The sequence below is a fragment of the Cricetibacter osteomyelitidis genome (assembly GCF_004340985.1).
Taxonomy (GTDB): domain Bacteria; phylum Pseudomonadota; class Gammaproteobacteria; order Enterobacterales; family Pasteurellaceae; genus Cricetibacter; species Cricetibacter osteomyelitidis.
Genome location: NZ_SLYB01000003.1, coordinates 97,366 through 123,446, shown reverse-complemented (window position 1 = coordinate 123,446; position 26,081 = coordinate 97,366). Strand labels below are relative to the sequence as shown.

Below are 26,081 nucleotides of genomic sequence, written 5' to 3'. Positions count from 1 at the left end.
AATAATGGAAAATAAAATGAACGGAAAATTTATTGTGATCGAAGGCTTGGAAGGGGCGGGGAAAACCACGGCATTACAAGCGGTGCAGCAGATTTTGCAACAACAACATATTGAGTTTATCAGCACCCGCGAACCGGGCGGTACACCGATTGCAGAAGCTTTGCGAACCTTATGGAAAGAAGGTATTGATGGCGAACATACCACGGATAAAGCGGAATTGTTGATGATGTACGCATCCCGCACGCAACTGGTGGAAACTGTGATCCAACCTGCATTAGCCGACGGAAAATGGGTGATCGGAGATCGTCACGATATGTCCACCCAAGCCTATCAAGGCGGTGGTCGAGGGTTGGATATCGGGTTGTTGAATCAGCTTAAACAGGCGATTTTGGGTGATTTTGAACCGGATTTCACCTTGTATTTGGATATTGATCCGCGAATCGGTTTAGAACGGGCGAAAGGTCGCGGAGCGTTGGATCGTATCGAACAACAACATATTGATTTTTTTGATCGTGCCAGAGCCCGTTATTTGGCATTAGTGCAAAATAACCCGAAAGCCGCGTTAATCAAAGCGGATCAGACTTTGGAACAAGTGACTGCGGATATTCAAAGTGCGGTCAAAAATTGGATAAATTCACTATAATGAACCCGTTATACCCTTGGTTACAGCCACAGTATCAGCAAATCGTGCAAGCCTTTCAACAAGGCCACGGTCATCATTCCCTGCTGTTTAAAGCCGACAGCGGGTTAGGCATTGAACAGTTGATCAATGTGGCGGCTCAACGTATTTTATGCCGGCAAGCAGATTCAGAGCAACCTTGCGGGCATTGTCATGCTTGTCAGCTATTTGTTGCACAAAATCATCCGGATTTTTATTTGTTGGCACCTGTCGAAAATAAAGATATCGGCATCGATCAAGTGCGGGAAATCAATGAAAAAGTCAGCCAGCACGCCCAACAAAACGGCAACAAAGTGGTGTATCTGCAAGGTGCGGAGCGTTTAACGGAAGCCGCTGCCAATGCTTTGTTGAAAACACTGGAAGAACCGCGACCGAATACCTATTTTTTATTGCAAGCCGATTTATCCGCTCCGTTATTGGCAACCATTTACAGCCGTTGTCAGGCTTGGATATTCAACGCTCCTAAAGCTGATGTGAGCTTAAATTGGCTGCAATCGCAATATCAGGGCGATATTGCCGATATTTCTATCGCTCTGCAGATTTGCCACTATCGACCGCTCAGCGCTTTGGATTGCTTGCAACAGGATTTACTGAGCAAACGTAAAACCCTAATGGCTCAATTTTGGCGGTTCTACACCCGTTCAGATATTTTACAAATCCTACCGCACTTTGAAACGGAAATTCTCTTTCAGCAGTTGGATTGGCTGTCAGGATTTTTATCCGATACGGTGAAAGCCAAACTCAATATTCAAAGCGGTTGGATTTGTCAGGATTTCGCTACTGCCGTTCAGCAATTTGCTGAGCGTCAGTCCATACTGACATTGTTGAATCACTGCAATATCATACAAAAAGTGCGGTCGGATTTGAGATCAATTAACGCAGTCAATCAGGAACTGATTTTAATGGATGGACTGAGTCGGATGTTGGTGGAAAAGGGATAATATACTAAGTTAAGCCTAGGTTTTACCATAGGAAGAATAAAAGGATAATAAATTATGTTTATAGTCGATTCCCATTGCCATTTAGATGCATTGGATTATGAAAAACTACATCAAAATATTGATGATGTGGTGGAAAAAGCCAAAGCCCGCGGTGTGCGGCACTTGTTGACCATCGGGGTAACGTTGAACCGTTTTGAAAAAATGCAGGAAGCATTGCAACATCGTGATGATGTCTCTTTGGCTTGCGGTGTGCATCCTTTGGATTTGGATGATGAGCCTTTTGACTATGATCGTCTGCTGGCGTTATCTCAAGATCCGAAAGTCATTGCCATCGGCGAAATCGGGTTGGATTATTATTACAGTGCGGAAAATAAATCCTTGCAGCAAGATGTGTTCGCCCAACAAATTCAAGCGGCAAATTACTTAAATAAACCTGTAATCATTCACACCCGTGAAGCCCGGGATGACACCATTCGGATTTTACGCGAAAATCAAGCGGAAAAGTGCGGTGGAGTTTTGCATTGTTTTACGGAAAATTGGGAAATGGCAAAAAATGCGTTGGATTTAGGGTTTTATATTTCCTGTTCAGGCATTATTACGTTTAAAAACGCCGAAGAAATTCGCGATGTGATCCGCCAAGTGCCCTTAGATCGTTTGTTGGTGGAAACGGATTCTCCTTATTTAGCCCCGGTGCCTTATCGCGGCAAACAAAACCAACCGGCTTATGTACGGGAAGTATGCGAGTATGTCGCTACCTTAAAAGGCGTACCTTTTGAACAATTTGCCCAAATCACCACAGAAAATTTTGAGCGTTTGTTTAAAATTCAAGTACAATAGGTTCAATTTTTAATTGATTAAGGAATTTTTATGGCTATAAAATCAACTTTACGCAAAGGGATCAAGTTCTTTGCCCTGATTGTTGTTTTAGTATTCCATATTGTGTTATTTGCGACGGTGAACTATGTGTTTCCCCATTATGAAGTGACTCGGGTTACCGGCGTAGAAGTAAAACGAGTGGACAAAGACGGCCCGATTACCAAAGCCAATCCGGCGGACGGCCCGACTCGTGATGTGTATTATATTTACACACAAAAAGATGGTAGCGATAAGCCGATGGTTTATCGTAATGAAGATACCCGTTGGGGATTTCCATTTTATTTCAAATTCGGCTCGGCAAATTTACAAGCCCAAGCCTCCAATTTTCAAAACGAACACAAATTGGTGCAAATTAAATACTACGGCTGGCGTTTAGTCATGTTTGATGAATACCGTAATGCTACATCTATGAAAGAAGTAAGTGCCGGAGAAACAGAGAGTTATCCGGTGTTAAGCTGGATTTTCTATGTATTGTTTGCACTGTCTTTCATTCTTTGTGTGCAATTTATCCGCGGTTGGTTTGATAGCGAAGAATAAGAAGTAAACCATGAGTTTAATTGAAGCAAGTTTTGTATTATTGCTGCTGATTGTAATCAGTGCAGTGATTTCGTCTGCAGAAATTTCCTTGGCAGGTTCCCGTAAAGTGAAACTGCAAACTATGGTGAATAACGGAGATCTGAGAGCCTTGCAAGTGATGAAACTGCAAGAGCAACCGGGGCGATTTATCACCGTCGTACAAATCGGGTTAAATATGGTGGCGATTTTCGGCGGTATGATCGGCGAAAGTACTTTAAGTCCGTATTTTAAACAAGTTTTAGCACAATACTCGCAAGCCGAATGGTTGGAAAGTGCAGCTTCTTGGATTTCTTTTTCCGTTGTGACTTTAGCGTTTATTCTGTTTGCGGATTTAATGCCGAAACGGTTCGCCATGGCTAAACCTGAAGTGGTTGCCGTTCACACTGTGCGGATTATGGCCTTTCTGATTTTTATTTTTAAACCCTTGGTTTGGATTTTAGATTGGATTGCCAATTTATTTTTCCGTCTATTGCGTATTCAAACCGTACGTCAAGAGAATATGACATCGGAAGATATTGTTGCAATAGTGGATGCGGGAACGCAGGCGGGTGTACTCAAAGCTCAGGAACAATATTTGATCGAAAATATTTTCGATATGCAGGAACGCACCGTTACGTCGACCATGACGACACGGGAAAATATTGTTTTTTTAGACCGCACTTGGGATCGCGATACCGTATTGGAAACGCTGACAAAAAATTCCCATTCGAAATTATTGATTTGTGACAACGGGTTAGACAAAATTCTGGGCTATGTGGAATCGCACACCTTGCTCACACTTTATTTACAGCAACAAGATGTATCGCTGACAAATCCACGGATCTTACGTAAGCTATTGTTTATTCCCGATACCTTATCGCTTTATGAAGTGCTGGAACTGTTTAAATCCGCCGGTGAAGATTTTGCCGTGATCGTTAATGAATACGCCCTAGTGGTGGGTATTGTGACGTTAAATGATGTGATGAGTATTGTAATGGGGGAGTTGGTGTCTAACGAAGAAGAACAGATTGTGCGTCGTGACGAGGATTCTTGGCTTATTGACGGCGCCACGCCACTGGAAGATGTACAACGTGCGTTAGATATTTATGAATTCCCTGATTCGAAAAATTACGAAACTATCGGCGGTTTTATGATGTATATGCTGCGTAAAATCCCGCGTAAAACCGATTTTGTGTTATATGACAAATACAAGTTTGAAATCATTGATGTAGAGAATTTCAAAATCGATCAATTAATGGTGTCGTATCGTAAAGATTTAAAAACAGAGTAGTGAAATGCAAAAGTGCGGTGAAATTTTTAAAAATTTCACCGCACTTTTTGTGATTAATTTATCACAATGCCCACAGCAATATGGCCAGTAATTGCGGTGAGATAATCCGTAGGAACATGACCAGCGGGTAAACGGTTGCGTACGATAATGCCGCCGCTCCGCTTTCTTCTTTAATTGCATTGGCGAAAGCGAGAGCCGGCGGATCGGTCATAGAGCCGGCGAGTAAACCGCATAGACTGAGATAATTCATTTTCATGTACAGTCGTCCGAGGATTCCGGCAATTAATAATGGCACGATAGTGATAAGAATACCGTAACCCATCCATTCGATACCTGCACCGTTGACTAACGTATCAACAAAGTTACCGCCGGATTTTAAGCCGACAACAGACAAGAACAATACGATACCGATTTCTCGTAATGCAAGGTTGGCACTCGGCGGCATGAACCAATATAGTTTACCGATACTGCCGATACGGGCCAAAATCAACGCGACAACGAGCGGGCCGCCCGCCAAACCGAGTTTTAACGGTACTGGAATGCCGGGAATATGGAATGGTAAAGAACCCAGTAGCACACCTAAACCGATACCGATAAATACCGGCAGCATTTGTACTTGTTGTAATTTTTGATGTGCATTTCCGATTACGGCACTTGCAGCTTGAATAGAATCCAAACTGCCGACAAGGTTTAATACGTCACCAAATTGTAAAGTAGATTCGCCGCTCGGCACCAACTCGATACCGGCACGGTTTAAACGCGTGATCATTACGCCGTATTTTTGGTGTACGCCAAGATCGCGAATGCGTTTACCTAATACTTTTTCATTGGTAACTACCACGCGTTCAGAACGCAAATTGCCACCGGCTTCGATGGTAAGTGCCACATCAATTTGTTCACCGATAATAATCTGCATTTTTCGTAATGCTTCCGGCGAACCGACCAATAGTAAGAGATCATCTAAATGCACTTGAGTATCGGCATGCGGTACGGAAACTTGATCTTCGTGTTTTAAACGGGAACATACAATGCCGTGACGGGCAAAACTTGGTATTTGTTTAAGCATTAATCCGTCAATATTCGGATTAGTGACTTTGATATTCATGGTTGCCAACATTTCTCGCTCTGTACCGGAGGAGCGGGCAAAGCGGTAGGCTTCTTTGTCCACATTCACTTTGAATGCCAAACGTATGATCCACATAGTCAGCAAAATACCGCAAATACCGAAAGGATACGCCATCGCGTATGCCATCCCCATGGTTCCGGTGGTGTTCGTCATGCCTAATTCGGCAAGAATTTGTTGACCTGCCCCTAATGATGGCGTGTTGGTTACCGCACCGGAATAGATCCCTAAAATGACATCGAGCGGTATGCCGCCGAATTGATTCATTGCGATAACCACTAATCCGCCGAGTAATACGATTAAGACGGCTAAGCCGTTTAGTTTTAAACCGGATTGACGCAAAGAGGCGAAGAAACCCGGCCCGACTTGGATCCCGATAGTGTAAACAAACAGAATCAAGCCAAATTCTTGGATAAAGTGCAACGTATGCTCATCTAAATGGGACCCGTATTGTGTATTGAAGTGGGCGACAATAATTCCTCCGAATAATACTCCGCCAATGCCAAGACCTACACCGCGAATCTTCCAGTGACCAATCCACAGCCCGATGACTGCCACTAATGCAAGAAGACTGATGGTAAATGCGACATCACTCATTATTTACCTCTTTATAGTTAAATTTAAAATTGACTGTTGCGAATTATAACAACCTTTATCAGCAAAAAATTTGAGATACTTCAAATTTTTGCATTAAATACTTGCACTTATCAATAAATTTTTGAACAATAGCACTTCTTTTATGACTATCGGAATATTGAAACTATGAATTGGCCTGAATTATTAGAAAAAATGGATCAATTGCCGGAACCTCTGGCATCTATTCTTTGGGTATTACGTACCTTAATTGCAACCTCAATAGTATTTGGTTTGGCAATGACGTTGATTGTTCGTCATACGCGTTGGGGACGACAGTTTTGGTCGATGGCGGAAGGCTATCTTTCTCCTAAACGGAGTATAAAGCCGTTATTATTTTTCACTTTGATTGTAAGTTTGGCATTACTGGAAGTGCGGATCAGCTTGCTTCATTCTACATGGTATAACAGCATGTATAGTGCGTTGCAAGAGTTTGATACTCCGACGTTTTGGACGCAAATGGTCGTGTTTTGTGCGATCGCCGGAGCGGCGGTAACCACGGCGTTGGTTACTTATTATGTTGAACAACGTTTTTCTATTAATTGGATCGAATGGCTGAACAAACAATTAGTGGAAAAATGGGGCGCGGATCAGGCTTACTACAAAACACAATTGACGTTCAATCAGTTGGATAATCCCGATCAACGAATCCAGCAAGATGTACAATCTTATGTCAAAACCTCGCTTTCACTGGCAACAGGTGTGATAAGTGCGGTCACTTCTATGATTTCTTTCACCATTTTATTATGGGGATTATCTGGACCTATGGAAGTGCTTGGTTTCGAAATACCGCGTATGATGGTGTTTTTAGTATTCACTTACGTGTTAATTACCACCTTAGTGGCATTTTGGTTAGGACGACCGTTAATTACGTTAAATTTCTTAAACGAACGATTAAATGCGAACTATCGTTACTCGCTTATTCGCATTAAAGAATATGCGGAAAGCATTGCGTTTTATGCCGGTGAAAAGGTTGAAAAAAACGTTCTGTACAAACAATTTAACCGCGTGATTGATAATATGTGGGCAATTGTTTTCAGAACGTTGAAGTTTTCCGGATTTAACCTGATTGTGACTCAAGTGTCAGTAGTATTTCCGCTTTTAATTCAAGTTGGACGTTATTTTCAAAAAGAAATTAAATTGGGTGATTTGATGCAGACTGTACAGGCGTTCAGTCGTTTACACAGTAATTTGTCTTATTTCCGTAACGTGTATGATACGTTTGCAGAGTATCAGGCAACTTTAGATCGTTTAACCGGCTTCAATAAAGCGATTGATGTAGCAAAAGAAGTGTCTAAAACGGACATTCACAGCCATCCGACCGATGTGATTTTTAGTAATCTGACGGTGAATAAACCCGATGGCAAACATTTGATTCAAGATCTGAATTTGACGTTCAAGCAGGGAAGTAGCGTTTTAATCCAGGGGCCGTCCGGTGTGGGTAAAACCACGTTATTACGAACGGTTGCTGGATTATGGCCTTATTCCGAAGGTTCGGTATCACGTCCGGAAAAAGCATTGTTTTTATCTCAAAAACCTTATATTCCGCAAGGACGATTATTGGATGCGTTATTTTATCCGGAAGTTGTGCCGGAAGATATTGATTTGGCCTCTGCCGCTCAAACTTTGCAAACGGTACAATTAGGTCATTTGACCGATAAGCTGGAACAGGAAAATGATTGGACTCGCGTATTATCGTTAGGCGAACAGCAACGTTTGGCATTTGCCCGATTACTGTTGCAACAACCTCAGGTTGTTTTCTTGGATGAGGCCACCGCCAGCATGGATGAAGGGCTGGAAGAGGCAATGTATCGTTTAATTCGGGCACAGTTAAAACATACCACGATTATCAGTGTGGGACATCGTTCGACATTACAAAATCATCATCAGCAATGTTTGCAGATTAATGCAAATGGCGGGTGGAATTTGGTGTGATTTATTCGACAAAATGAGAAAGTGCGGTCAAATTGACCGCACTTTTGATCTTAGGCGTTTAAAGCCATAGATAATAATGTGATCGGGTGAATACAGGTCACGTTTGATGACATATCGATTTGCCATTTACAGGTTTGGCATTCGGAAATAACATAATCAAATCCACCGGCATTAATGTGTTTAAATAAATTTTTGCCGATAGCTTGTGATACATCATAATTTTCCGCTTTGAAACCGTATGTACCGGCAATACCGCAACATTGCGATGGCAACATCACCACTTCTAATCCCGGAATTTGTTTTAATACTTCCAGAGTATAAGGTGCCCAACCGGCTTTATCCACGTGACAAGCAGTGTGATAAGCTACGCGTAATTTTAACGGTTTGAGCGGCAGTGTTTTGCCTTGTTGCAATACTTTATATAAATAAGGCGTTACCATATGAATATGCGGTCGTACTTTGGCATTATCGATGCCCAAAATATGATGATATTCATCACGTAAATTTAACGCACAGCTTGACGCTTCACTAATTACATCCAAGCCTTGTTCGTCCACCATTTTTTCAATGTAGTCGGTATTAAATTGGGCGATTTTTTTTGCCCGCTCGGGAAAACTGTTTACGCTCAATGGTAAACCGCAACATTTTTCTTTTTCCAATAACACCACGCCAATGCCTAATGCATTGAAAACATCAATAAATTCTTTACCCAACTGCGGATTGTTGTAGTTTACATAACAACCGTGATAGTAAGCGATTTTCTCTTTATACTTGGCTTGTTCCTGCATGGCATTTTTCATATACCAGTTGCGGAATGTACCGAATGCATATTTAGGCAGCGTGCGTTGCTTACTGATATTGAGCGTTTTTTCCAGCAGAAAACGCGTTGCTTTTAAGCCGGTAATCGTGTTTACAATGGGGGCTAACGGCGTATTGAGCGTTCCCATAATATCGGTGTTACTCAAAATCGCATCGCGTAATTTATGTACCAGCGGTTTATGCTGACGCTCGATATTGCGATTGCGCGCACGTACAATAATATCACCGATTTTAACGTCGGACGGGCAAGCGATTTCACAGCGTTTACAGTTAGTACAATACTTTAATGTTTCATCAAAATAATTCGGGCTTTTTAAGCGTAGTCGTTCGCCATCCGGGCCGGATTGTTTCGGCCCCGGATAAAACGGATTGTTGCGGGACACCGGGCACACAACCGTACAAGCAGTACATTTTATACAGCTTTCAAAACTGTTATCGCTGTGCTGATGTACAACGGAGGATTGTATATTTTGTTTGGCATTTGCGATTAACTCTTGGATGTTCATTCCGTACCTCCAATTTGTTCTGCTGCAATTAAAGCAGTCACGGCTGCCACACCCGAACCGCATCCTAACTCAATACCGTTATAACCGCCGATTACATTACCTGCGGCATATAAATTTGCTAAAAACCGACCGCTCTTTTGTACTTGGCATTGTGCGTTAATGATCACACCGGCAGATTGATACGGTTGTGGTGAAGAAAAACGTTTATTCGTCCAAGAAAAACGATCTTCTGCGTTTAATAATGCGGTATGAATAATATCCGCTCCAAAGACCGGTTCATAAATCCGCTCAAACTCTGCGATTAAACCGTTACTAAAGAAACTGCCCGCAGCTAACACAAAATGTGTCGCATAAATTGCTTCGTCCTGGTGTAAGCGGGTATAAATACAACGGACATTATCTCCGTCGAATTCCGCACGTAATGCACGATCACCGTTCATCATTAATCCGCCAAGCTCTTCGAAACGTTGGCGAAGTTGTCGATGTTGACGAATGCCCAATAATGATGGCGGCAATGTCGGCAATTCAAATAATGCCAATTTTGTAACGGCTTGCAATGCGTTAAAAAATGATTGATCGTCCAGTCCGAAACAAGCAGGTAAAAAGACCGCACTTGCGTTCCCTGCAGCCTGTTTGATTTCATTCGCTAAATCGCGAAACGACAATTTGTGTTCTAATAACTGTGCGATATTGACACTGCGAAATTCCCTTGCATTTTGACGCAACTGATCTAATTCAGGAATATTTAAAAAGCCGGTAGAAAATTCACAATGAGCAAATTGTTGGTTTTGTTTTAAGTTTTCTATCAATAATTGCGGTTGAAAATCGTGATAACCTTCAATGCCCAGCACGGCAATACGGGCGTGGTTAAAGGGTTCATTTGAAGTAACCGTCGGCACGCTGTTTGGTGATAGCCAAGTGCTGCGTAATCCACCAAGTGCGGTCACTCTTTGATGATTTTCTTGCGATGAACCGATCAATTCCAAATTTAAAGATTGAATCAATTGCTCAAATTGTTTCGCTTTTTGAGAAACGGTGTGTTCACCGATAATTGCATAAGGGTGCTGTGGCAGCTGTGTTTTCAATGCCTCAAACGCTTGTGAAAATGACCGCACTTTTGAGCCATTCGGCAAGCAACTGAGTAAATCCATTGAACCGGATGAAAAATCAAGTGCCGGTTGACCGTTGTTGATAATTGCACAACGTTTTCCGCTCTCTTGTAATGTAATGCCACAAGTCAGACCGGCTAATCCTCCGCCGATAATAATAACATCAAAATTCATTATTATTCACTCCTTGTGTTGTTTGGGTCGGTACATCATTTAAACCGAGCAAACTGTAATAGATCCAACTGGTAAATTCCGCTTCGCGCAAAGCATCGCTCCAAGCAATAGGCTGAATACCTCGCCAGCGCTCTTCCATAAATGCGGCAAGTTGCGTTGTCGATTGTTGCGGTGTCGCAATCTCAAAGCGGGCCATCAAACCGGCAGCTCGGCAAGCACAAAGTTCCGCCTGACAAGTTCCCATTCCCACACGGGTACGTCGGCGTAGATCCACTAAGTTATTAACATTTAATTCTTCTACCGCATAGCGAACTTCACCGGCACTGACTGCTTCACATTCGCATACTAAAGAGCGATCCAGCCGTTCATTTGTCACTAATCGGGTCGCCCGAGAACCGTGACGATAAATGGCAGAATGGCGAATAGTCGTTGGCAAAGATGTCACTTTATGGCTAGTTTCTTCACGACTTTCACTGGAACCCGGTAAAGTGCGGTCGGCTGTTTCACATTTTTTATTATTATTTAATTTTTTACAGACTAAATCGGTGGCCCACTCAGCCATTAAACGATAAGTCATTAATTTACCGCCGGTAATCGTAATAAAACCGTCCAAACCATCCCGTTCGGCGTGATCTAATAAAACAATGCCGCGGCTTACGTTCCGACCGGACGGATCGTCATCCGTCGCAACTAACGGACGAACACCGGCATAAGCCCGTAAGACTCGGGTATGGCGTAAGCTCGGAGCCAGTTTTTCTCCTTCGCGGAAAAGAATATCCACTTCTTCCGGAGTGACTTCCATGTTATCGATTTGATCGTAAGGAATACGCTCGGATGTGGTGCCGATAACACAAATGGTATCGCCCGGTACTAAAATATCGGCGTCCGCGGGTTTGCGGCAACGGTTGATGACTAAATTATTGATACGATGTCCCATGACCAATAACGCACCTTTTGCCGGGAACATACGAATTTTCAAATCTGCATATTCTGCAATGCCTTGTCCCCAGATTCCCCCTGCATTGACGACAACGGGAGCAAAAAATTGACGTTCGGCATGATTTCGGTGATCGAATACGTTGACACCGATTACTCGTCCGCCTTCGCGAATTAAACCTTTGACTTCGCAATAAGTAAAAACTTGTGCACCGTGTTCTGTCGCGTCGATCATATTGGCAGCAGTTAAGCGAAACGGGTCGATAGAACCGTCCGGCACTACAACCGCACCGACAAGATCAGGATTAACGGAAGGTTCAAGGTATTTGGCTAAATCAGGTTCGATCGGCTGAGCTTCAATGCCCGATGCGGTACAGGCTTCGATAAAGGTTTTTTGATAGGCGAGGTCGTCTTCCGGTAAGGTGATAAACAGACCTTTGGAATCGTCCACACAATGACGGGCAATGCGTTTCAGGATCATGTTTTCTTTGATGCATTCTTCTGCCGATTCTCTATCGTTTACGGCATATCGAGCACCGCTATGCAATAATCCATGGTTACGTCCCGTTGCTCCGGTTGCAATATCCCGACGTTCTAATAAGATACATTTTAACCCACGTAAAGCACAGTCTCGAGCTACACCGGCACCAGTAGCTCCGCCTCCAATAATAATGACATCTGTATTTATTGGAGATAAGTCACCGACATTTTTATAAAGTTGAGATGACATTTTCATAATATTTTCCACAATAATAGATCATTTAAGCATTATGATTATTTCATAATAAATAATGATGTGAATTGAATCTTAAATAAGAATGAAATGAAAATATGAAATAAATCATATTTGATATTTTTATATAAATAAAAAGTATGTTTTATGTTCAGTTAAATATTATATTTATAATTAAAAATATATTTTTATTAATTAAAAAATACAGTGTTATTTTTAGTGAATTAGAAATAAAAATCAAAGGAAGAAGAAATTTATCTTCTTCCTTTTTTATCATTAATTACCGTAATGATCTGCTAATCTGGCTTTATGTTTGCCTTCTTCAATCATTACAATTAACATTAGTAATATAGCTAATACACCACCGGTGATCATTACATAGAAGCCACCATCCCAGCCATAATATTGTGCTGCCCAGCCTACAACTGCAGAAGCTGAAACCGTACCGCCTAAATAACCGAATAGACCGGTGAAACCGGCAGCCGTACCTGCTGCTTTTTTCGGTGCTAATTCAAGAGCATGTAAGCCGATTAGCATTACAGGACCATAAATTAAGAAACCGATAGTGGTCATTAGAATAAAGTCGATTAACTGATATGGGTTTTCATACCAAGCATGACCTGCATATTGTGCTAACTCGCTTTCCGGTGTTGCCGGGTTCTTCCATAATGCAACAACTGCGATAGTCGTTAAGATCATGAAAACAAAACCGGTTAAACCGCGTCGACCTTTGAACACTTTATCTGATACCCAACCACAGAGTAACGTGCCCGGAATTGCCGCTAATTCATAAATCGTATAGGCCCAAGCCGTACCTTTAATATTAAAGTGTTTAACTTCGCCAAGGTATACCGGTGACCATTTTAAAACACCGTAGCGGATTAAATAAACAAACACGTTTGCAATGGCGATATACCATAACAATTTGTTTTTTAATACATAATTAAGCAAAATTTCTTTAACGGTTAAATCATGTTCACTGGTTTTTTCATTATAGTCTTCAGGATAGTCATTACGCCATTTTTCAATTGACGGTAAACCGCAGGATTGAGGCGTATCTTTCATAATTAAATAGATCGGTACGGCAGCAACCATAGCGGCAATACCCGGATAATATAAAGCTTGTTGCCATACATCTTTTGCGGTTGCTTCAACACCGTGTGTGCTGAAATAAACGGCACTGGCCAATAGTACCATTGCACCCGGTACCATACCGCCGACATTATGAGCACAGTTCCAAATGGATACGATAGTACCACGTTCGGATTTTGACCACCAATGCACCATAGTACGTCCGCATGGAGGCCATCCCATACCTTGGAACCAACCGTTTAAGAAGATCATGACAAACATAACTAAAATACCGGATGTAGCCCAAGGCATTAAGCCCATCATGGTCATACATAAACCGGATAATAGTAAACCGAATGGTAAAAAGACTTTTGGATTAGAACGGTCTGACATCCAAGCCATAACGAATTTAGACAATCCGTAAGCTAAACCCGCACCGGTACCGATAATCCCTAATTCGGCTTTATTGTATAGCCCCGCTTCAATTAAGCCTTTTTGTGCAAGGTCGAAATTTGCACGTACAAAATAATAGGCGGCATAACCAAAGAAAATCCCTGCAAACACCTGCCAACGTAAACGACGATAGGTGGAATCTATTTTATCTGACGGCAATTCCGCGATATGCGGAGCCGGTTTAAATGGACCAAACATAATGCTTTGCTCTCCAATATAGTTGTTATTATTTATGCTACATTTTTTGTGAATGAAGAAGTTTTAATCGATTTTATAAAACATTTTTCAAGGTGCGAACAATAACACAGAACATAGAATAATAGAACTAAAAATAGTAGATTTGTGATTAAGATCACAAAAAATCATAAGTTTTTTCAAATGATAATTTATTAATTTTGTAGTATAAAGGACAAAGTATATACTTTGTCCTTTAACTAACCAGTGTGAGTTACATGATTGTCATGTATAAACCTGCGGCGAGTAATGCTCCAACAGTAGGACCTAAGACCGGTACCCAGGCATATCCCCAATCGGGTGATGTTTTTAATTTTCCGCTTAATAAGAAAAGTGCTAAGCGCGGGCCGAAATCCCGTGCAGGATTAATAGCATAGCCGGTGGTACCGCCTAAACTAAGACCAATCGCCCACACTAAAATCGCTACGGGTAATGCACCGATAGAGCCTAAACCGATAGGTGTGGCGGAAGATGCCTCCGGTAAGGTAATTTGAGCACCGGTAATATAATAAATCACAAAGACTAAAACAAAGGTGCCGATGACCTCGCTAATAAAGTTGCTTGAATAATTACGAATTGCCGGTTCGGTACAGAAACATGCACGTTTGCTACCTTCTTCTTCAGTTGCGGCAAAATGATCTTTATACATTAAATAAACCAATAATCCGCCTATTACGCCACCGGCTACTTGTGAGGCGATATATCCGCCAACCATTGACCAAGCAAATGTTCCTGTAGCAGCTAATCCGATAGTTACGGCCGGATTAAAATGAGCTCCGCTATACGGACCGCCAAAAACAACCGCAACATAAACGGCAAATGCCCAGGCCGTAGTAATAACAATCCATCCCGAACTTTGTCCTTTCGTTTTGTTTAAACAAACGTTGGCAACAACACCATTTCCCATAAGAACCAGTAAGGCCGTCCCTAAAAATTCTGCTAAATATGCATTCATGATTTTTTCTCCTAATAATGCGTTTTATTTTTGCATTTCTGCAATTGTTTTTTATTAAATTTCTGTGTGATCCATTTATTTCGTATAATAAGCTAGCATGTTATTCTTCTTATAAAACAATATAAATCAAGTATTAATTTTTAAAAATGTTATCTTGATCACAAAATAAATTTACTCTTTTTTATTTTGAAATAAAAATGTGACTTATGTCAAAAAATCAAAAAAATATTCTTTTCATTTTATTTTTTTTAGATTAGTTTTAGCACGTGATTTATTTGTTAGATTTTAATAAGTATTTATTTAATAACTATAATTAGTTATTTTGGAAATTAAAAATAAAAAAACAGGGGATTTCTTATGACCGATAAAAAATACATTATTGCCTTAGACCAAGGCACAACCAGTTCTAGAGCGGTATTACTTGATCATGATGCCAATATTGTGGGGATTGCCCAACGTGAATTTACTCAGATTTATCCGCAAGCCGGATGGGTAGAGCATAATCCGATGGAAATTTGGGCAACACAAAGTTCGACGTTAAATGAAGTCGTGGCACAAGCGGGAATTACTTCTGATCAAATTGCGGCAATCGGTATCACAAACCAACGTGAAACCACTATTGTGTGGGAAAAGGAAACCGGTAAGCCGATTTATAATGCTATTGTATGGCAATGTCGTCGTACAGCGGATATTACTGATAAATTGAAAGCAGACGGTCATGAAGAATATATTCGCAAAACCACCGGTTTGGTCGTGGATCCTTATTTCTCAGGTACTAAAGTAAAATGGATTTTAGATCATGTAGAAGGGGCAAGAGAGCGGGCGAAAAAAGGCGAATTACTTTTTGGTACGGTAGATACTTGGTTAGTATGGAAATTAACCCAAGGACGAGCGCATGTAACTGATTACACTAATGCTTCCCGTACTATGCTATTTAATATTCATACCCTGAAATGGGATGATAAGATGTTGGAATTATTAGATATTCCGAAAGAAATGCTACCGGAAGTACGTAATTCTTCCGAGGTGTACGGTCAGACTAATATCGGTGGTAAAGGCGGGGTTCGTATTCCGGTGGCAGGTATTGCCGGTGACCAACAAGCCGCACTTTACGGACATTTATGTGTTAATGCGGGTCAGGCTAAAAATACTTATGGCACAGGCTGCTTTATGTTATTACATACCGGTGATAAAGCAATTCAATCACAAAACGGCTTATTAACAACAATCGCTTGTGACGCTAAAGGCGGTCCGGCGTATGCACTTGAAGGTTCGGTGTTTATTGCCGGTGCGTCAATTCAATGGTTACGTGATGAATTGCGTATTGTGCATGACAGCTATGATTCCGAATATTTTGCACAAAAAGTGCCTGATTGTAATGGTGTGTATGTGGTTCCTGCATTTACCGGTTTAGGAGCGCCTTATTGGGATCCGTATGCACGCGGTGCTGTTTTCGGATTATCTCGAGGGGCTAATCGTAATCATATTGTACGTGCAACATTAGAATCTATAGCCTATCAGACTCGTGATGTGTTGGAGGCGATGCAATCGGATTCCGGTGCGAAACTACAAGCGTTACGTGTCGATGGCGGGGCGACGGCAAACAACTTCTTGATGCAGTTCCAAGCGGATATTTTGGCAACTCAGGTAGAACGTCCGGTAGTAAAAGAGGTTACAGCCTTAGGTGCGGCTTATCTTGCAGGTTTGGCGACCGGTTTCTGGAAAGATTTGGAAGAGTTACGCGATAAAGCGGCTATTGAACGGACTTTCATTCCGGATGGTGATGAAGAAAAACGTACCAGACGCTATAAAGGCTGGAAAAAAGCAGTGAAACGTTCCTTGGAATGGGCAAAAGAAGATGCCGAAGAATAAGATAATGTAGTATAAATAATAAAGGATAGCGATGAGCTATCCTTTATTGTTATCTCATCAATATTATTTTGATGATTTATCTTTCTCTAAAAATTTTATTGCGGTATCAGGGAAATCCGTAAAAATACCAGTCGAACCTGCATGGTTAAGAAGTGCATCATACATTTGATTTACATCAGTAAAAAATTCCGGCAAACTGTCTTTGCGCACTGTATATGGGTGTAATTCCATTTTGGTAGCGGCAATTTCTTTCACTAACGGAGTATATTGTATGTTACCGAGTTTTGAATTCTTATCATCGATCAGCATATACCAACCCGGTCCGACACCATCGGCATATTTTGCTACTTCTTGCATAGCACCCGGTTGGAACATCCAATCATAGCTATAATTAATCCATTTACCTTCATTATTTTTTTCTTGCGTTTCGCCCCAATCGGAATAGGCTATTAATTGAACTAGTTTAAGATCCATTCCCAACTTTGGTAATAATTCATTTTTAATGCGTTTTAACTCATTGAAATCAAAGGTTTGCAAATAAACCGGGGAAGATTTTTGTGTATAACCGTATTTTTTCAATATTTTGAGTGTTTCTAATGCAATGTCTTTACCTTCTTGATGATGTAACCAAGGCGCTTTGATTTCAGGATAAATTCCGATAGTTTGACCGGTAGATTTTTCTAAACCTTGAATAAATTCGATTTCATCTTCAAAAGTATGGATAGTAAAATGTGACTTCCACATCGGGAAGCGCTTTGGATAAACTTGTTTTTGTTTATCGTCTTCAACTTTAAAATTTTCAGTCATTTCCAATGTTTGAATTTCGGCTAAAGTAAAATCTACGACATAATAACGTCCGTCAGCACGGTGTCGGGTCGGAAATTTTTTTGCTACATCGGTTAAACCGTCTAGAAAATGATCGTGAATAACAATTAAGCGGTTATCTTTGGTCATCGCCAAATCTTGTTCCAAATAATCTGCTTTTTGTCCGAATGCTAACGCTTTGGATTCTAGCGTATGTTCCGGTAAATAACCGCTTGCACCACGGTGAGCAATGACTAATTTATCTTGATTATTCATATTTTTTGCCAATGTTTGAGTGCTTAAACCGGTCAAGGTAGCAAGTATCATTGCTGCAGTGATGGTTTTTAATTTCATAAATTTCTCCTTAATGTTTTTCTAAAGTGCGGTTTAAATTTAACAATTTTTTATTACAAATTAATGACAATGCTAACCGCACTTCGGTATTTTACAGGTAAAAATTATTTTAAAAAGAAAAATAAAAATTATTCCAAAATCAACCGCTCTTTTCCGTTATAAATCGTTGCTCGACCTTCACGGGCAAAGCCGATCAATGTAAGATTGGCTTGTTCGGCCATATTGACGGCGAGATCGGTAGCCGCAGAAATCGCGACCAACATTTCAATGCCACAAGTTGCGGCTTTTTGTACCATTTCGTAACTGGCTCGGCTGGTGACAGCAATAAAACCCTGCGGTTTACCGGCTTTAGCGTGCCAGCCGAGTAGTTTATCTAATGCGACATGACGGCCTACATCCTCGCGAATCGCCAATAAGTATCCTTGCGGATCAAAAAATCCTGCCGCGTGAGTGGAGCCGGTTTGCTTGCCGAGTTCTTGTGCTGATTGTAATTGATGCAAACAACCGTCTAATTGATTGAGATTAAAGTGCAAAGTGCGGTTTAATTTAGGTAATTTTTTGATGACTTGATTCAGTTGTTCTGTCCCGCACACGCCACAGCCGGTACGCCCTGCCATGGAACGACGACGATCTTTCAAGGCGACAAAACAACGACTTGCCATTTCGATTTGTACTTCCATACCGTTACACACTTCCACCACATCCATGCCATAAATGTCCGATGGTTTTTCAATAATTTCTTCAGCTAACGAAAAACCGAGGGCAAAATCTTCCAAATCACACGGTGAACACATCATAACCGTATGAGAGATGTCGTTATAAATAAGTGCAACCGGCATTTCTTTTGCCAGAACTTCATTTTTTTCCGTTAATTGCGGATAAAGTGCGGTATGCTTTTGTTGCATTTCTGATTGAGAAAGGTTCTTATTTTGTTGGTTAAATGTTAATTTTTTGAAAAAATTAATTTTCATTTTTGTGATCCACATCAAACTTTTCCCCTGATCTAAGCTATTTTGGTTATGGTTTATTCATTGATAAATGGTATTATATACCAAATTTTAGGCTTTTCTGATTTTCGATGAAAAGTACTAGCTTTTAATCGATATTTATCGAACCATCATACCTAAAGGAGTGATTATGCAGGTCACAAGAAGAAAATTCTTTAAGATCTGTGCAGGGGGAATGGCAGGAACGTCTGCAGCTGTGCTTGGATTTGCACCGGCAACGGCAATGGCGGCACCACGCGAATACAAATTGTTGCGTTCTAAAGAAGTGCGACAAAATTGTACCTACTGTGCAGTGGGTTGCGGTATGCTGATGTATAGCATCGGTGATACGGCACATAATGTTAAAAATAAAGTATTTCATATTGAAGGCGACCCGGATCATCCGGTAAGTCGCGGTGCACTTTGTCCTAAAGGTGCGGGTGCATTAGATTACATCAACAGCGATCGCCGCGTGCAATATCCCGAAGTGCGTGAAGCCGGCAGCAATGAATGGAAACGTATTTCTTGGCATGAAGCTATTGAACGTATTGCCAAACATATGAAAGCCGACCGTGATGCAAACTTTATCGAGAAGAATAAAAATGGCACGACAGTGAACCGTTGGATGACATCAGGTTTCTTGGCCGGTTCCGCTTGCAGTAATGAAACCGGTATTCTTACTCAAAAATTTGTACGTTCACTCGGTATGATTTATACCGACAACCAAGCGAGTATCTGACACGGACCAACGGTAGCAAGTCTTGCTCCATCATTTGGTCGCGGTGCGATGACCAATCACTGGGTTGATATCAAAAACTCTGATCTCGTTATTGTTATGGGCGGTAATGCTGCCGAAGCTCATCCTGTGGGTTTCCGTTGGGCAGTAGAAGCGAAAACACATAACAAAGCCAAAATTATGGTAGTGGATCCACGTTTTAACCGTACGGCTGCGGTGGCAGATATTTATATGCCTATTCGCTCGGGTACGGATATTGCGTTCTTATCAGGCGTTATCAATTATCTATTGAGTAATGATAAGATTCAGCATGAATACGTGAAACACTATACCAATGCCACGTTTATTGTAGGTGATGACTTCAAATTCGAAGACGGTTTATTCTCCGGCTACGATGAAGCTACACGCAAATATGATCGTTCAAGCTGGACATACAAATTTGACGCTGAAGGACAACCGATGCGTGATATGACCATGCAAGATCCACGTTGTGTCATTAATATGTTAAAAGACCATGTTTCTCGCTATACGCCTGAAATGGTTGAACGTATTACCGGTACTCCGCAAAAAGATTTCCATATTTTCTGTGAAGAAATCGGCAAAATGTCGGCTCCTGATAAAGCGGCAACCTTCTTATATGCGTTGGGATGGACTCAACATACCGTAGGTGCACAAAATATCCGTACTATGGCGATGATCCAATTATTATTGGGTAATATCGGTGTATCCGGTGGTGGTGTAAACGCATTGCGCGGTCATTCTAACGTACAAGGGATTACCGACTTAGGCTTATTCCCGCATATGTTGCCGGCATATATTCCATTGCCAACAGAAAATGATTTAAGTTTAGAATCATTCTTGGGGCGTATTACGCCAAAAACGATGATGAAAGATCAAACCAACTATTGGCAAAATACGTCTAAATTTATGGTGAGTATGCTGAAATCGTTCTATGGTGATAAAGCAACCAAAGATAATCAATTCGGTTATGATTTCTTACCTAAATTACCGACCGGCGGTATGGATCAATTACGTTATCTTGAAGAAATGTATCAAGGTAAAATAAACGGTTTCTTCTGCCAGGGTATGAACCCGATTGCTTCTTGGCCGAACTCCGGTAAAGTGATTAAAGCATTAAGTAATTTGAAATATTTGGTTATTTTCGATCCGTTAATTACCGATACATCTGAATTCTGGAAGAATCACGGTAAATTCAATGATGTGAATCCGGCTGAAATCCATACTGAAGTATTCCGTTTGCCGACAACCTGTTTCGCCGAAGAAGACGGTTCTATTGCAAACTCCGGTCGTTGGTTACAATGGCACTGGAAAGCGGCTGATGCCCCGGGAGAAGCGAAAACAGATGGTGAAATTATGTCGGAACTTCGTGCAGAATTACTTCATTTATATCATCAAGATAAAAATGCCAAACCAATTTTGCTTGAACAATTAGAAGCAATGAGTTGGAATTATCAAAATCCGCTTGAACCTAAAGCCTTTGAAGTAGCAAAAGAAAACAACGGTTATGCGTTGGAAGACCTATATGACAAAGACGGCAATTTGATCTTGAAAAAAGGTCAGTTGTTATCCAGCTTCGCTCAAATGCGTGATGATGGTACGACATCCGGCGCTTGCTGGATTTATGCCGGTCAATGGACGGAAAAAGGCAACCAAATGGCGAACCGTGATAATTCCGATCCATCAAACTTAGGTAATACCTTAGGTTGGGGCTTCGCGTGGCCGCTGAACCGCCGTATTATTTATAATCGTGCCTCTGCAGACTTAGCGGGTAATCCGTGGAATCCAAAACGTCAGTTGGTGAAATGGAATGGCAAAAACTGGAACTATGTGGATATTGCTGACTTTGGCACGGCACCGCCAAATAGTCCAACGCTACCGTTTATTATGCAACCGGAAGGCGTGAGCGGCTTGTTCGTGCGTAACCGCATGGCTGACGGTCCGTTCCCTGAGCATTATGAACCAATGGAAACGCCGATCGGCACGAACCCATTACATCCTAATGTGGTACAAAGTCCGGTAGCGCGTATTTTATCAAGCGATAAAGCAGATCTTGGTACATCGGAAGAATTCCCGTATGTAGGAACAACTTATCGTTTAACCGAGCATTTCCACTTCTGGACTAAGAATGCCTTATTAAATGTAATTTCTCAACCTGAACAACTTGTTGAAATCAGTGAGCAATTGGCGAAAGAAAAAGGCATCGCAAACGGAGATCACGTAAAAGTAACTTCAAAACGTGGTTTTATCGAAGCAGTTGCAGTGGTGACTAAACGTATTCGTCCGTTGGTTTCTGACGGTAAGCCGATTCATACCGTAGGTATTCCTATTCACTGGGGCTTCGCAGCAACTACGGGAGCGAAAAAAGGCTATTTTGCGAATAACTTAACAGTACGTGCCGGTGATGCGAATACGCAAACTCCCGAGTCAAAATGTATGTTAGTTAATATTGAGAAATTGGGGGCGTAAGATGACAGCTGTTTTAACTCAAGATATTATTCGAGCATCGGCAACATCCGATTTAACGCCACCGCCACAAGCTCGCAACTACAAATTTGAAGTCGCGAAATTAATCGACGTAACTACCTGTATCGGCTGCAAAGGCTGTCAGGTAGCCTGTTCGGAGTGGAATGATGTGCGTGCCGCGCCGGAAAGTTGCACAGGGGTTTATGATAACCCGCGCGACTTAAACGCAAAACAATGGACATTAATGCGTTTCAATGAAGTAGAAGAGAATGATCGCTTGGAATGGTTAATTCGCAAAGACGGATGTATGCACTGTTCCGAACCGGGTTGCTTGATTTCTTGTCCTGCGCCGGGTGCGATTATTCAATATGCCAACGGTATTGTTGATTTCCAATCCGATAAATGTATCGGTTGTGGTTATTGTATTACAGGTTGTCCGTTTAATATTCCGCGTTTAAATCCGGATGACAACCGTGTGTACAAATGTACCTTATGCGTGGATCGTGTGAGTGTAGGTCAAGAACCTGCTTGCGTGAAAACCTGTCCGACAGGTGCAATCCGTTTCGGTAGTAAAGAAGAAATGCTGAAATTAGGCGAACAACGTGTAGCAGAATTGAAAACCCGCGGTTATGAAAATGCAGCGGTGTATAATCCGGAAGGCGTGAATGGTACGCATGTCATGTATGTATTACATCACGGTGATAAACCTGAATTGTATTCCGGTTTACCGAAAGATCCGGAAGTCAGCCCGATTACGCATTTCTGGAAAGGTATCTTAAAACCGTTATCTGCAGTAGCAATGGGCGGCTTAGCTGTTGCTGCGGCAGCTCACTACATTGGTATCGGTCCGAATACCGAAGCGTTGGATGATGAAGAAAAACCGCTTGATCCGCATGCGGATCATGATTAAGGAGAAGCAGAAATGGTAGATTTAAATCGTAAAGTATTGCGTCACAGCTTACGTGAACGTTTAAGCCACTGGCTTGTCGCTTTAACCTTTTTTATGACCGCACTTTCAGGTTTGGCATTTTTCTTCGCTGATTTCGCTTGGCTTGCCGATATATTAGGTACACCGCAAATCGCTCGAATTGTGCATCCGTTTTCCGGTATTGTGATGATCGCCGCCTTTATGGTGCTGTTTTTCACTTACTGGCGTGACAACATCCCGAAAAAAGAAGATTTCCAATGGTTGTTTAAAGTCGTGGATGTGCTGAAAGGTAACGAGCATCACGTAGCTGATGTAGGACACTATAATATGGGACAAAAATTGTTGTTCTGGACAATGTTAGTGGCGTTAATTATTTTGTTGGTTACAGGGATAATCATGTGGCAGCCTTATTTTGCCAATGAATTTTCCGTTCCGGTAAGACGTGTCGCTATCGCATTGCACGCTGTTACAGCAATTGCCTTTATTCTTGGTATTATGGTGCACATGTATATGGCATTCTGGGTGAAAGGTTCTATCACCGGTATGGTGGAAGGCAAAGTTTCCGCACGTTGGGCGAAAAAACATCACCCGCGTTGGTTCCGTACTCAAATTTTACCTAAATTAGAAGCGGAAGAGAAAGCGGTACAGGACGCTGATAAACAGAAGGCATAATATGAGTATCCGAATTTTACCAGAAAGTGAAATCGTGAAAAACGCGGGGGAATTAAGTAGTCCCCCGCTACTTTTCGCAAATCCGAAAAATCTTTATCAACGTCGTGCGGAACGTTTGAGAAAATTGGCAGAGAATTCTCCTTTAGCGGATTATTTGCTGTTTTCCGCACAAATTGCCGATGCACAGCTAAAGGTGTTGAATGATATAAAATTTACTCAACAACTTGATGCGGTACAATTGAGTGATGAATTTCCGCTTAATGCAAAAACCTGGCAACGGAATCCTATTTGGTTGGAAATTTTGACCGCACTTTTGGTTGAAGTCAAACCTCACGCCAATGAGCAGGCTCAACAAACTATTGAATGGTTGGAAAAAGCCGCAAGCAGTGAAATCAATGCGTTGGCAGATAAATTGTTAGCGCAGGATTATAGGGCTGTCGGCAGCGATAAAGCGTTATTTATTTGGGCTGCTTTATCCCTTTATTGGTTGCAATTAGCACAACAATTGCCACGCAATGCCAAAGCAGAAAGCGGTGAGCAATTACATGTTTGTCCGGTATGCGGCACTGCACCAACAGCCAGTGTGATCCATTTCGGTTCAACACAAGGCTTGCGTTATCTGCATTGTGCATTATGCGAAAGCGAATGGAATATGGTTCGCAGCAAATGTTCGAATTGCGATCAGTCCGGTAAAGTGGAATATTGGTCTTTAGATAGCGAAAATGCACCGGTAAAAGCGGAGAGCTGTGGTGATTGCCATAGTTATCTGAAAGTTGTGTATCAAGAAAAAGATCCTTATGTAGAGCCTATCGCAGACGATCTGGCAACGTTATTCCTGGATATGGAAATGGAACAAAAAGAATTTTTCCGCAGCGGAATTAATCCGTTCTTATTTCCCGGCGAATAAATGATAGACATGAATACACTAAGGACGGCATAATAGACCGTCCTTAATTTTTTATACTTTTTTCAATATGGCATTAATTGAATACAACCCGCCCACAGAACCTTGGTTGGATATTATCTATCACGATAATCACCTGATGGTGATCAATAAACCTAGCGGATTACTTTCCGTGCCTGGCAATCAACCGCAATATTATGACAGTGTAATGAGCCGCATTAAAGATAAATACGGTTTCTGCGAACCTGCACACCGCCTGGATATGTCCACCAGCGGGATTATTGCATTTGCCATGAGTAAAGCTGCAGATTGCGAATTAAAACGCCAATTTCGCGAGCGGGAACCGAAAAAATATTATCAAGCCTTAGTGTGGGGGCATTTGGAACAAGATAGCGGTACGGTGGATTTACCGCTCATTTGCGATTGGGAAAATCGGCCACGGCAAATGATCTGTTTTGAACGGGGTAAAAGTGCGGTAACAATTTATGAAGTTTTAGCTCGCTTAGCCGATAACAGTACTCGAGTGAAATTGACACCGATTACCGGACGTTCACATCAGTTACGCTTGCATATGTTAGCATTAGGCCATCCGATTTTAGGTGATAAATTCTATGCCCATCCGCAAGCGAAAGCGATGTCACCGCGATTATGTCTACATGCGGAATGCTTGAAAATTACGCATCCCATTACCGGTGAGCCTATGGTTTTTGAAGCAAAAGCGAATTTTGAATAATTAAAATTTTTCCAAATTAAACCGCACTTTAGCTTGAATTTCCCCGTATTGTGGTTCATAGTAGAACCGAAGGAAACAAGTTATGAGGGGGGAATATGAAAAAATTACGACTACCTATTGCAGTACTTGTATTAGCGGGCTGTTCAGTGAGTCCGCCGACAACGGATGTTACCAAACCGATTATTCTTACACCGCCTACGGAAGTACAGGCGGGTTATATTCAAGTTATGCCGAAAGCCCAGTATTTTATTGATGCCGGTTCCATTTGGCAGGATAACAAAGAACCTGAATTGGTACATTTTGAAGCGGTGGTGAATTTAACCCGTGGTTATCATATTTATCCTAAATATCCGAAAGAATATTCAAAATCCGCTCGTCAGGCGAAAACCATTAATTGCAAAAACCATCGTTTAACCCGTTTGGATATCGACTATTATTCCGAATTTTGGGGCGAAGGACTGCGTGAAACCGTACGTCAAAAAGGCAGACAAACCATCGATTTAAAAAAAGGTTCAACCTTGGATACGGTGGCAAGTGTGATTTGTGCCAATTATTATCATCATTAAATATTTTTGATTAGCCGAT

General features: G+C 41.6%; 21 protein-coding genes. 13 read left to right on the top strand and 8 right to left on the bottom strand.

Annotated elements, in window-relative coordinates; translation table 11 throughout:
- Positions 1-16 precede the first annotated feature (16 nt).
- The 5 genes from tmk to paeA are packed head-to-tail and all read left to right on the top strand — an operon-like array spanning position 17 to position 4,342.
- The gene (gene tmk, locus EDC44_RS02480) at positions 17-643 is read left to right on the top strand and encodes a dTMP kinase (RefSeq protein ID WP_131975044.1); all 627 of its coding nucleotides are present in this window, start codon (positions 17-19) and stop codon (positions 641-643) included.
- Positions 643-1,620 (top strand): DNA polymerase III subunit delta', encoded by a 978-nt coding sequence (locus tag EDC44_RS02475; RefSeq protein ID WP_131975042.1) that lies wholly within the window; start codon positions 643-645, stop codon positions 1,618-1,620. The genes tmk and EDC44_RS02475 overlap by 1 nt, the downstream gene beginning before the upstream one ends.
- A gap of 54 nt (positions 1,621-1,674) precedes the next feature.
- Positions 1,675-2,457, top strand: coding sequence for a TatD family hydrolase (locus EDC44_RS02470; protein WP_131975040.1), 783 nt, complete (start codon positions 1,675-1,677; stop codon positions 2,455-2,457).
- Positions 2,458-2,487: 30 nt separating this feature from the next.
- Entirely contained in the window at positions 2,488-3,033 is a 546-nt protein-coding gene (locus EDC44_RS02465; RefSeq protein WP_131975038.1) for a DUF1523 family protein, read from the top strand.
- Positions 3,034-3,043: 10 nt separating this feature from the next.
- Complete coding sequence (gene paeA, locus EDC44_RS02460) at positions 3,044-4,342, top strand: polyamine export protein PaeA (RefSeq protein ID WP_131975036.1); 1,299 nt, start codon at positions 3,044-3,046, stop codon at positions 4,340-4,342.
- Between the two features lie 61 nt (positions 4,343-4,403).
- Here the strand turns inward: paeA and EDC44_RS02455 are convergent, their stop codons facing one another.
- Entirely contained in the window at positions 4,404-6,062 is a 1,659-nt protein-coding gene (locus EDC44_RS02455; RefSeq protein ID WP_131975034.1) for a putative transporter, read from the bottom strand.
- Between the two features lie 192 nt (positions 6,063-6,254).
- Between EDC44_RS02455 and EDC44_RS02450 the strand changes: the two genes are divergently transcribed.
- The gene (locus EDC44_RS02450) at positions 6,255-8,033 is read left to right on the top strand and encodes an ABC transporter ATP-binding protein/permease (protein ID WP_131975125.1); all 1,779 of its coding nucleotides are present in this window, start codon (positions 6,255-6,257) and stop codon (positions 8,031-8,033) included.
- A gap of 50 nt (positions 8,034-8,083) precedes the next feature.
- Here the strand turns inward: EDC44_RS02450 and glpC are convergent, their stop codons facing one another.
- From glpC to EDC44_RS02425, 5 genes are all read right to left on the bottom strand, one after another.
- Entirely contained in the window at positions 8,084-9,358 is a 1,275-nt protein-coding gene (gene glpC / locus EDC44_RS02445) for an anaerobic glycerol-3-phosphate dehydrogenase subunit GlpC (protein ID WP_131975032.1), read from the bottom strand.
- Positions 9,355-10,641, bottom strand: a complete 1,287-nt coding sequence (glpB, locus tag EDC44_RS02440) for a glycerol-3-phosphate dehydrogenase subunit GlpB (protein ID WP_131975030.1) — start codon at positions 10,639-10,641, stop codon at positions 9,355-9,357. The genes glpC and glpB overlap by 4 nt, the downstream gene beginning before the upstream one ends.
- Positions 10,631-12,313, bottom strand: coding sequence for an anaerobic glycerol-3-phosphate dehydrogenase subunit A (gene glpA / locus EDC44_RS02435; RefSeq protein WP_131975028.1), 1,683 nt, complete (start codon positions 12,311-12,313; stop codon positions 10,631-10,633). Before glpA ends, glpB begins: the two co-directional genes overlap by 11 nt.
- Positions 12,314-12,586: 273 nt before the next feature.
- Positions 12,587-14,032 (bottom strand): glycerol-3-phosphate transporter, encoded by a 1,446-nt coding sequence (gene glpT, locus EDC44_RS02430; RefSeq protein ID WP_131975026.1) that lies wholly within the window; start codon positions 14,030-14,032, stop codon positions 12,587-12,589.
- A 250-nt stretch (positions 14,033-14,282) separates the two neighbouring features.
- Positions 14,283-15,023 (bottom strand): MIP/aquaporin family protein, encoded by a 741-nt coding sequence (locus EDC44_RS02425; RefSeq protein WP_131975024.1) that lies wholly within the window; start codon positions 15,021-15,023, stop codon positions 14,283-14,285.
- A gap of 357 nt (positions 15,024-15,380) precedes the next feature.
- Here EDC44_RS02425 and glpK point away from each other — a divergent pair, with 357 nt between their 5' ends.
- Positions 15,381-16,895, top strand: coding sequence for a glycerol kinase GlpK (glpK, locus tag EDC44_RS02420; protein ID WP_131975022.1), 1,515 nt, complete (start codon positions 15,381-15,383; stop codon positions 16,893-16,895).
- 63 nt (positions 16,896-16,958) lie between these two features.
- Here the strand turns inward: glpK and glpQ are convergent, their stop codons facing one another.
- Together glpQ and fdhD are read right to left on the bottom strand one after the other, a co-directional pair.
- On the bottom strand, positions 16,959-18,053 hold the full coding sequence (gene glpQ / locus EDC44_RS02415) for a glycerophosphodiester phosphodiesterase (RefSeq protein ID WP_131975020.1): 1,095 nt from the start codon (positions 18,051-18,053) through the stop codon (positions 16,959-16,961).
- 128 nt (positions 18,054-18,181) lie between these two features.
- Positions 18,182-19,042 (bottom strand): formate dehydrogenase accessory sulfurtransferase FdhD, encoded by an 861-nt coding sequence (gene fdhD / locus EDC44_RS02410; RefSeq protein ID WP_131975018.1) that lies wholly within the window; start codon positions 19,040-19,042, stop codon positions 18,182-18,184.
- A 148-nt stretch (positions 19,043-19,190) separates the two neighbouring features.
- On the opposite strand from fdhD, the gene fdnG reads away from it, so the two are divergent.
- From fdnG to EDC44_RS02375, 6 genes are all read left to right on the top strand, one after another.
- The gene (gene fdnG, locus EDC44_RS02400; protein ID WP_165870213.1) at positions 19,191-22,262 is read left to right on the top strand and encodes a formate dehydrogenase-N subunit alpha; all 3,072 of its coding nucleotides are present in this window, start codon (positions 19,191-19,193) and stop codon (positions 22,260-22,262) included.
- 1 nt (position 22,263) lies between these two features.
- Positions 22,264-23,169, top strand: coding sequence for a formate dehydrogenase subunit beta (fdxH, locus tag EDC44_RS02395; RefSeq protein WP_131975012.1), 906 nt, complete (start codon positions 22,264-22,266; stop codon positions 23,167-23,169).
- A gap of 12 nt (positions 23,170-23,181) precedes the next feature.
- Positions 23,182-23,859 carry a formate dehydrogenase subunit gamma gene (locus tag EDC44_RS02390; protein ID WP_131975010.1) on the top strand — a complete coding sequence of 226 codons (678 nt, stop codon included), beginning with the start codon at positions 23,182-23,184 and terminating at the stop codon, positions 23,857-23,859.
- Between the two features lies 1 nt (position 23,860).
- On the top strand, positions 23,861-24,766 hold the full coding sequence (gene fdhE / locus EDC44_RS02385) for a formate dehydrogenase accessory protein FdhE (protein WP_131975008.1): 906 nt from the start codon (positions 23,861-23,863) through the stop codon (positions 24,764-24,766).
- Positions 24,767-24,833: 67 nt separating this feature from the next.
- Positions 24,834-25,496, top strand: coding sequence for a bifunctional tRNA pseudouridine(32) synthase/23S rRNA pseudouridine(746) synthase RluA (gene rluA, locus EDC44_RS02380; protein ID WP_131975006.1), 663 nt, complete (start codon positions 24,834-24,836; stop codon positions 25,494-25,496).
- A 95-nt stretch (positions 25,497-25,591) separates the two neighbouring features.
- Positions 25,592-26,062, top strand: coding sequence for a surface-adhesin E family protein (locus EDC44_RS02375; RefSeq protein WP_131975004.1), 471 nt, complete (start codon positions 25,592-25,594; stop codon positions 26,060-26,062).
- The last annotated feature ends 19 nt before the right edge of the window (positions 26,063-26,081 follow it).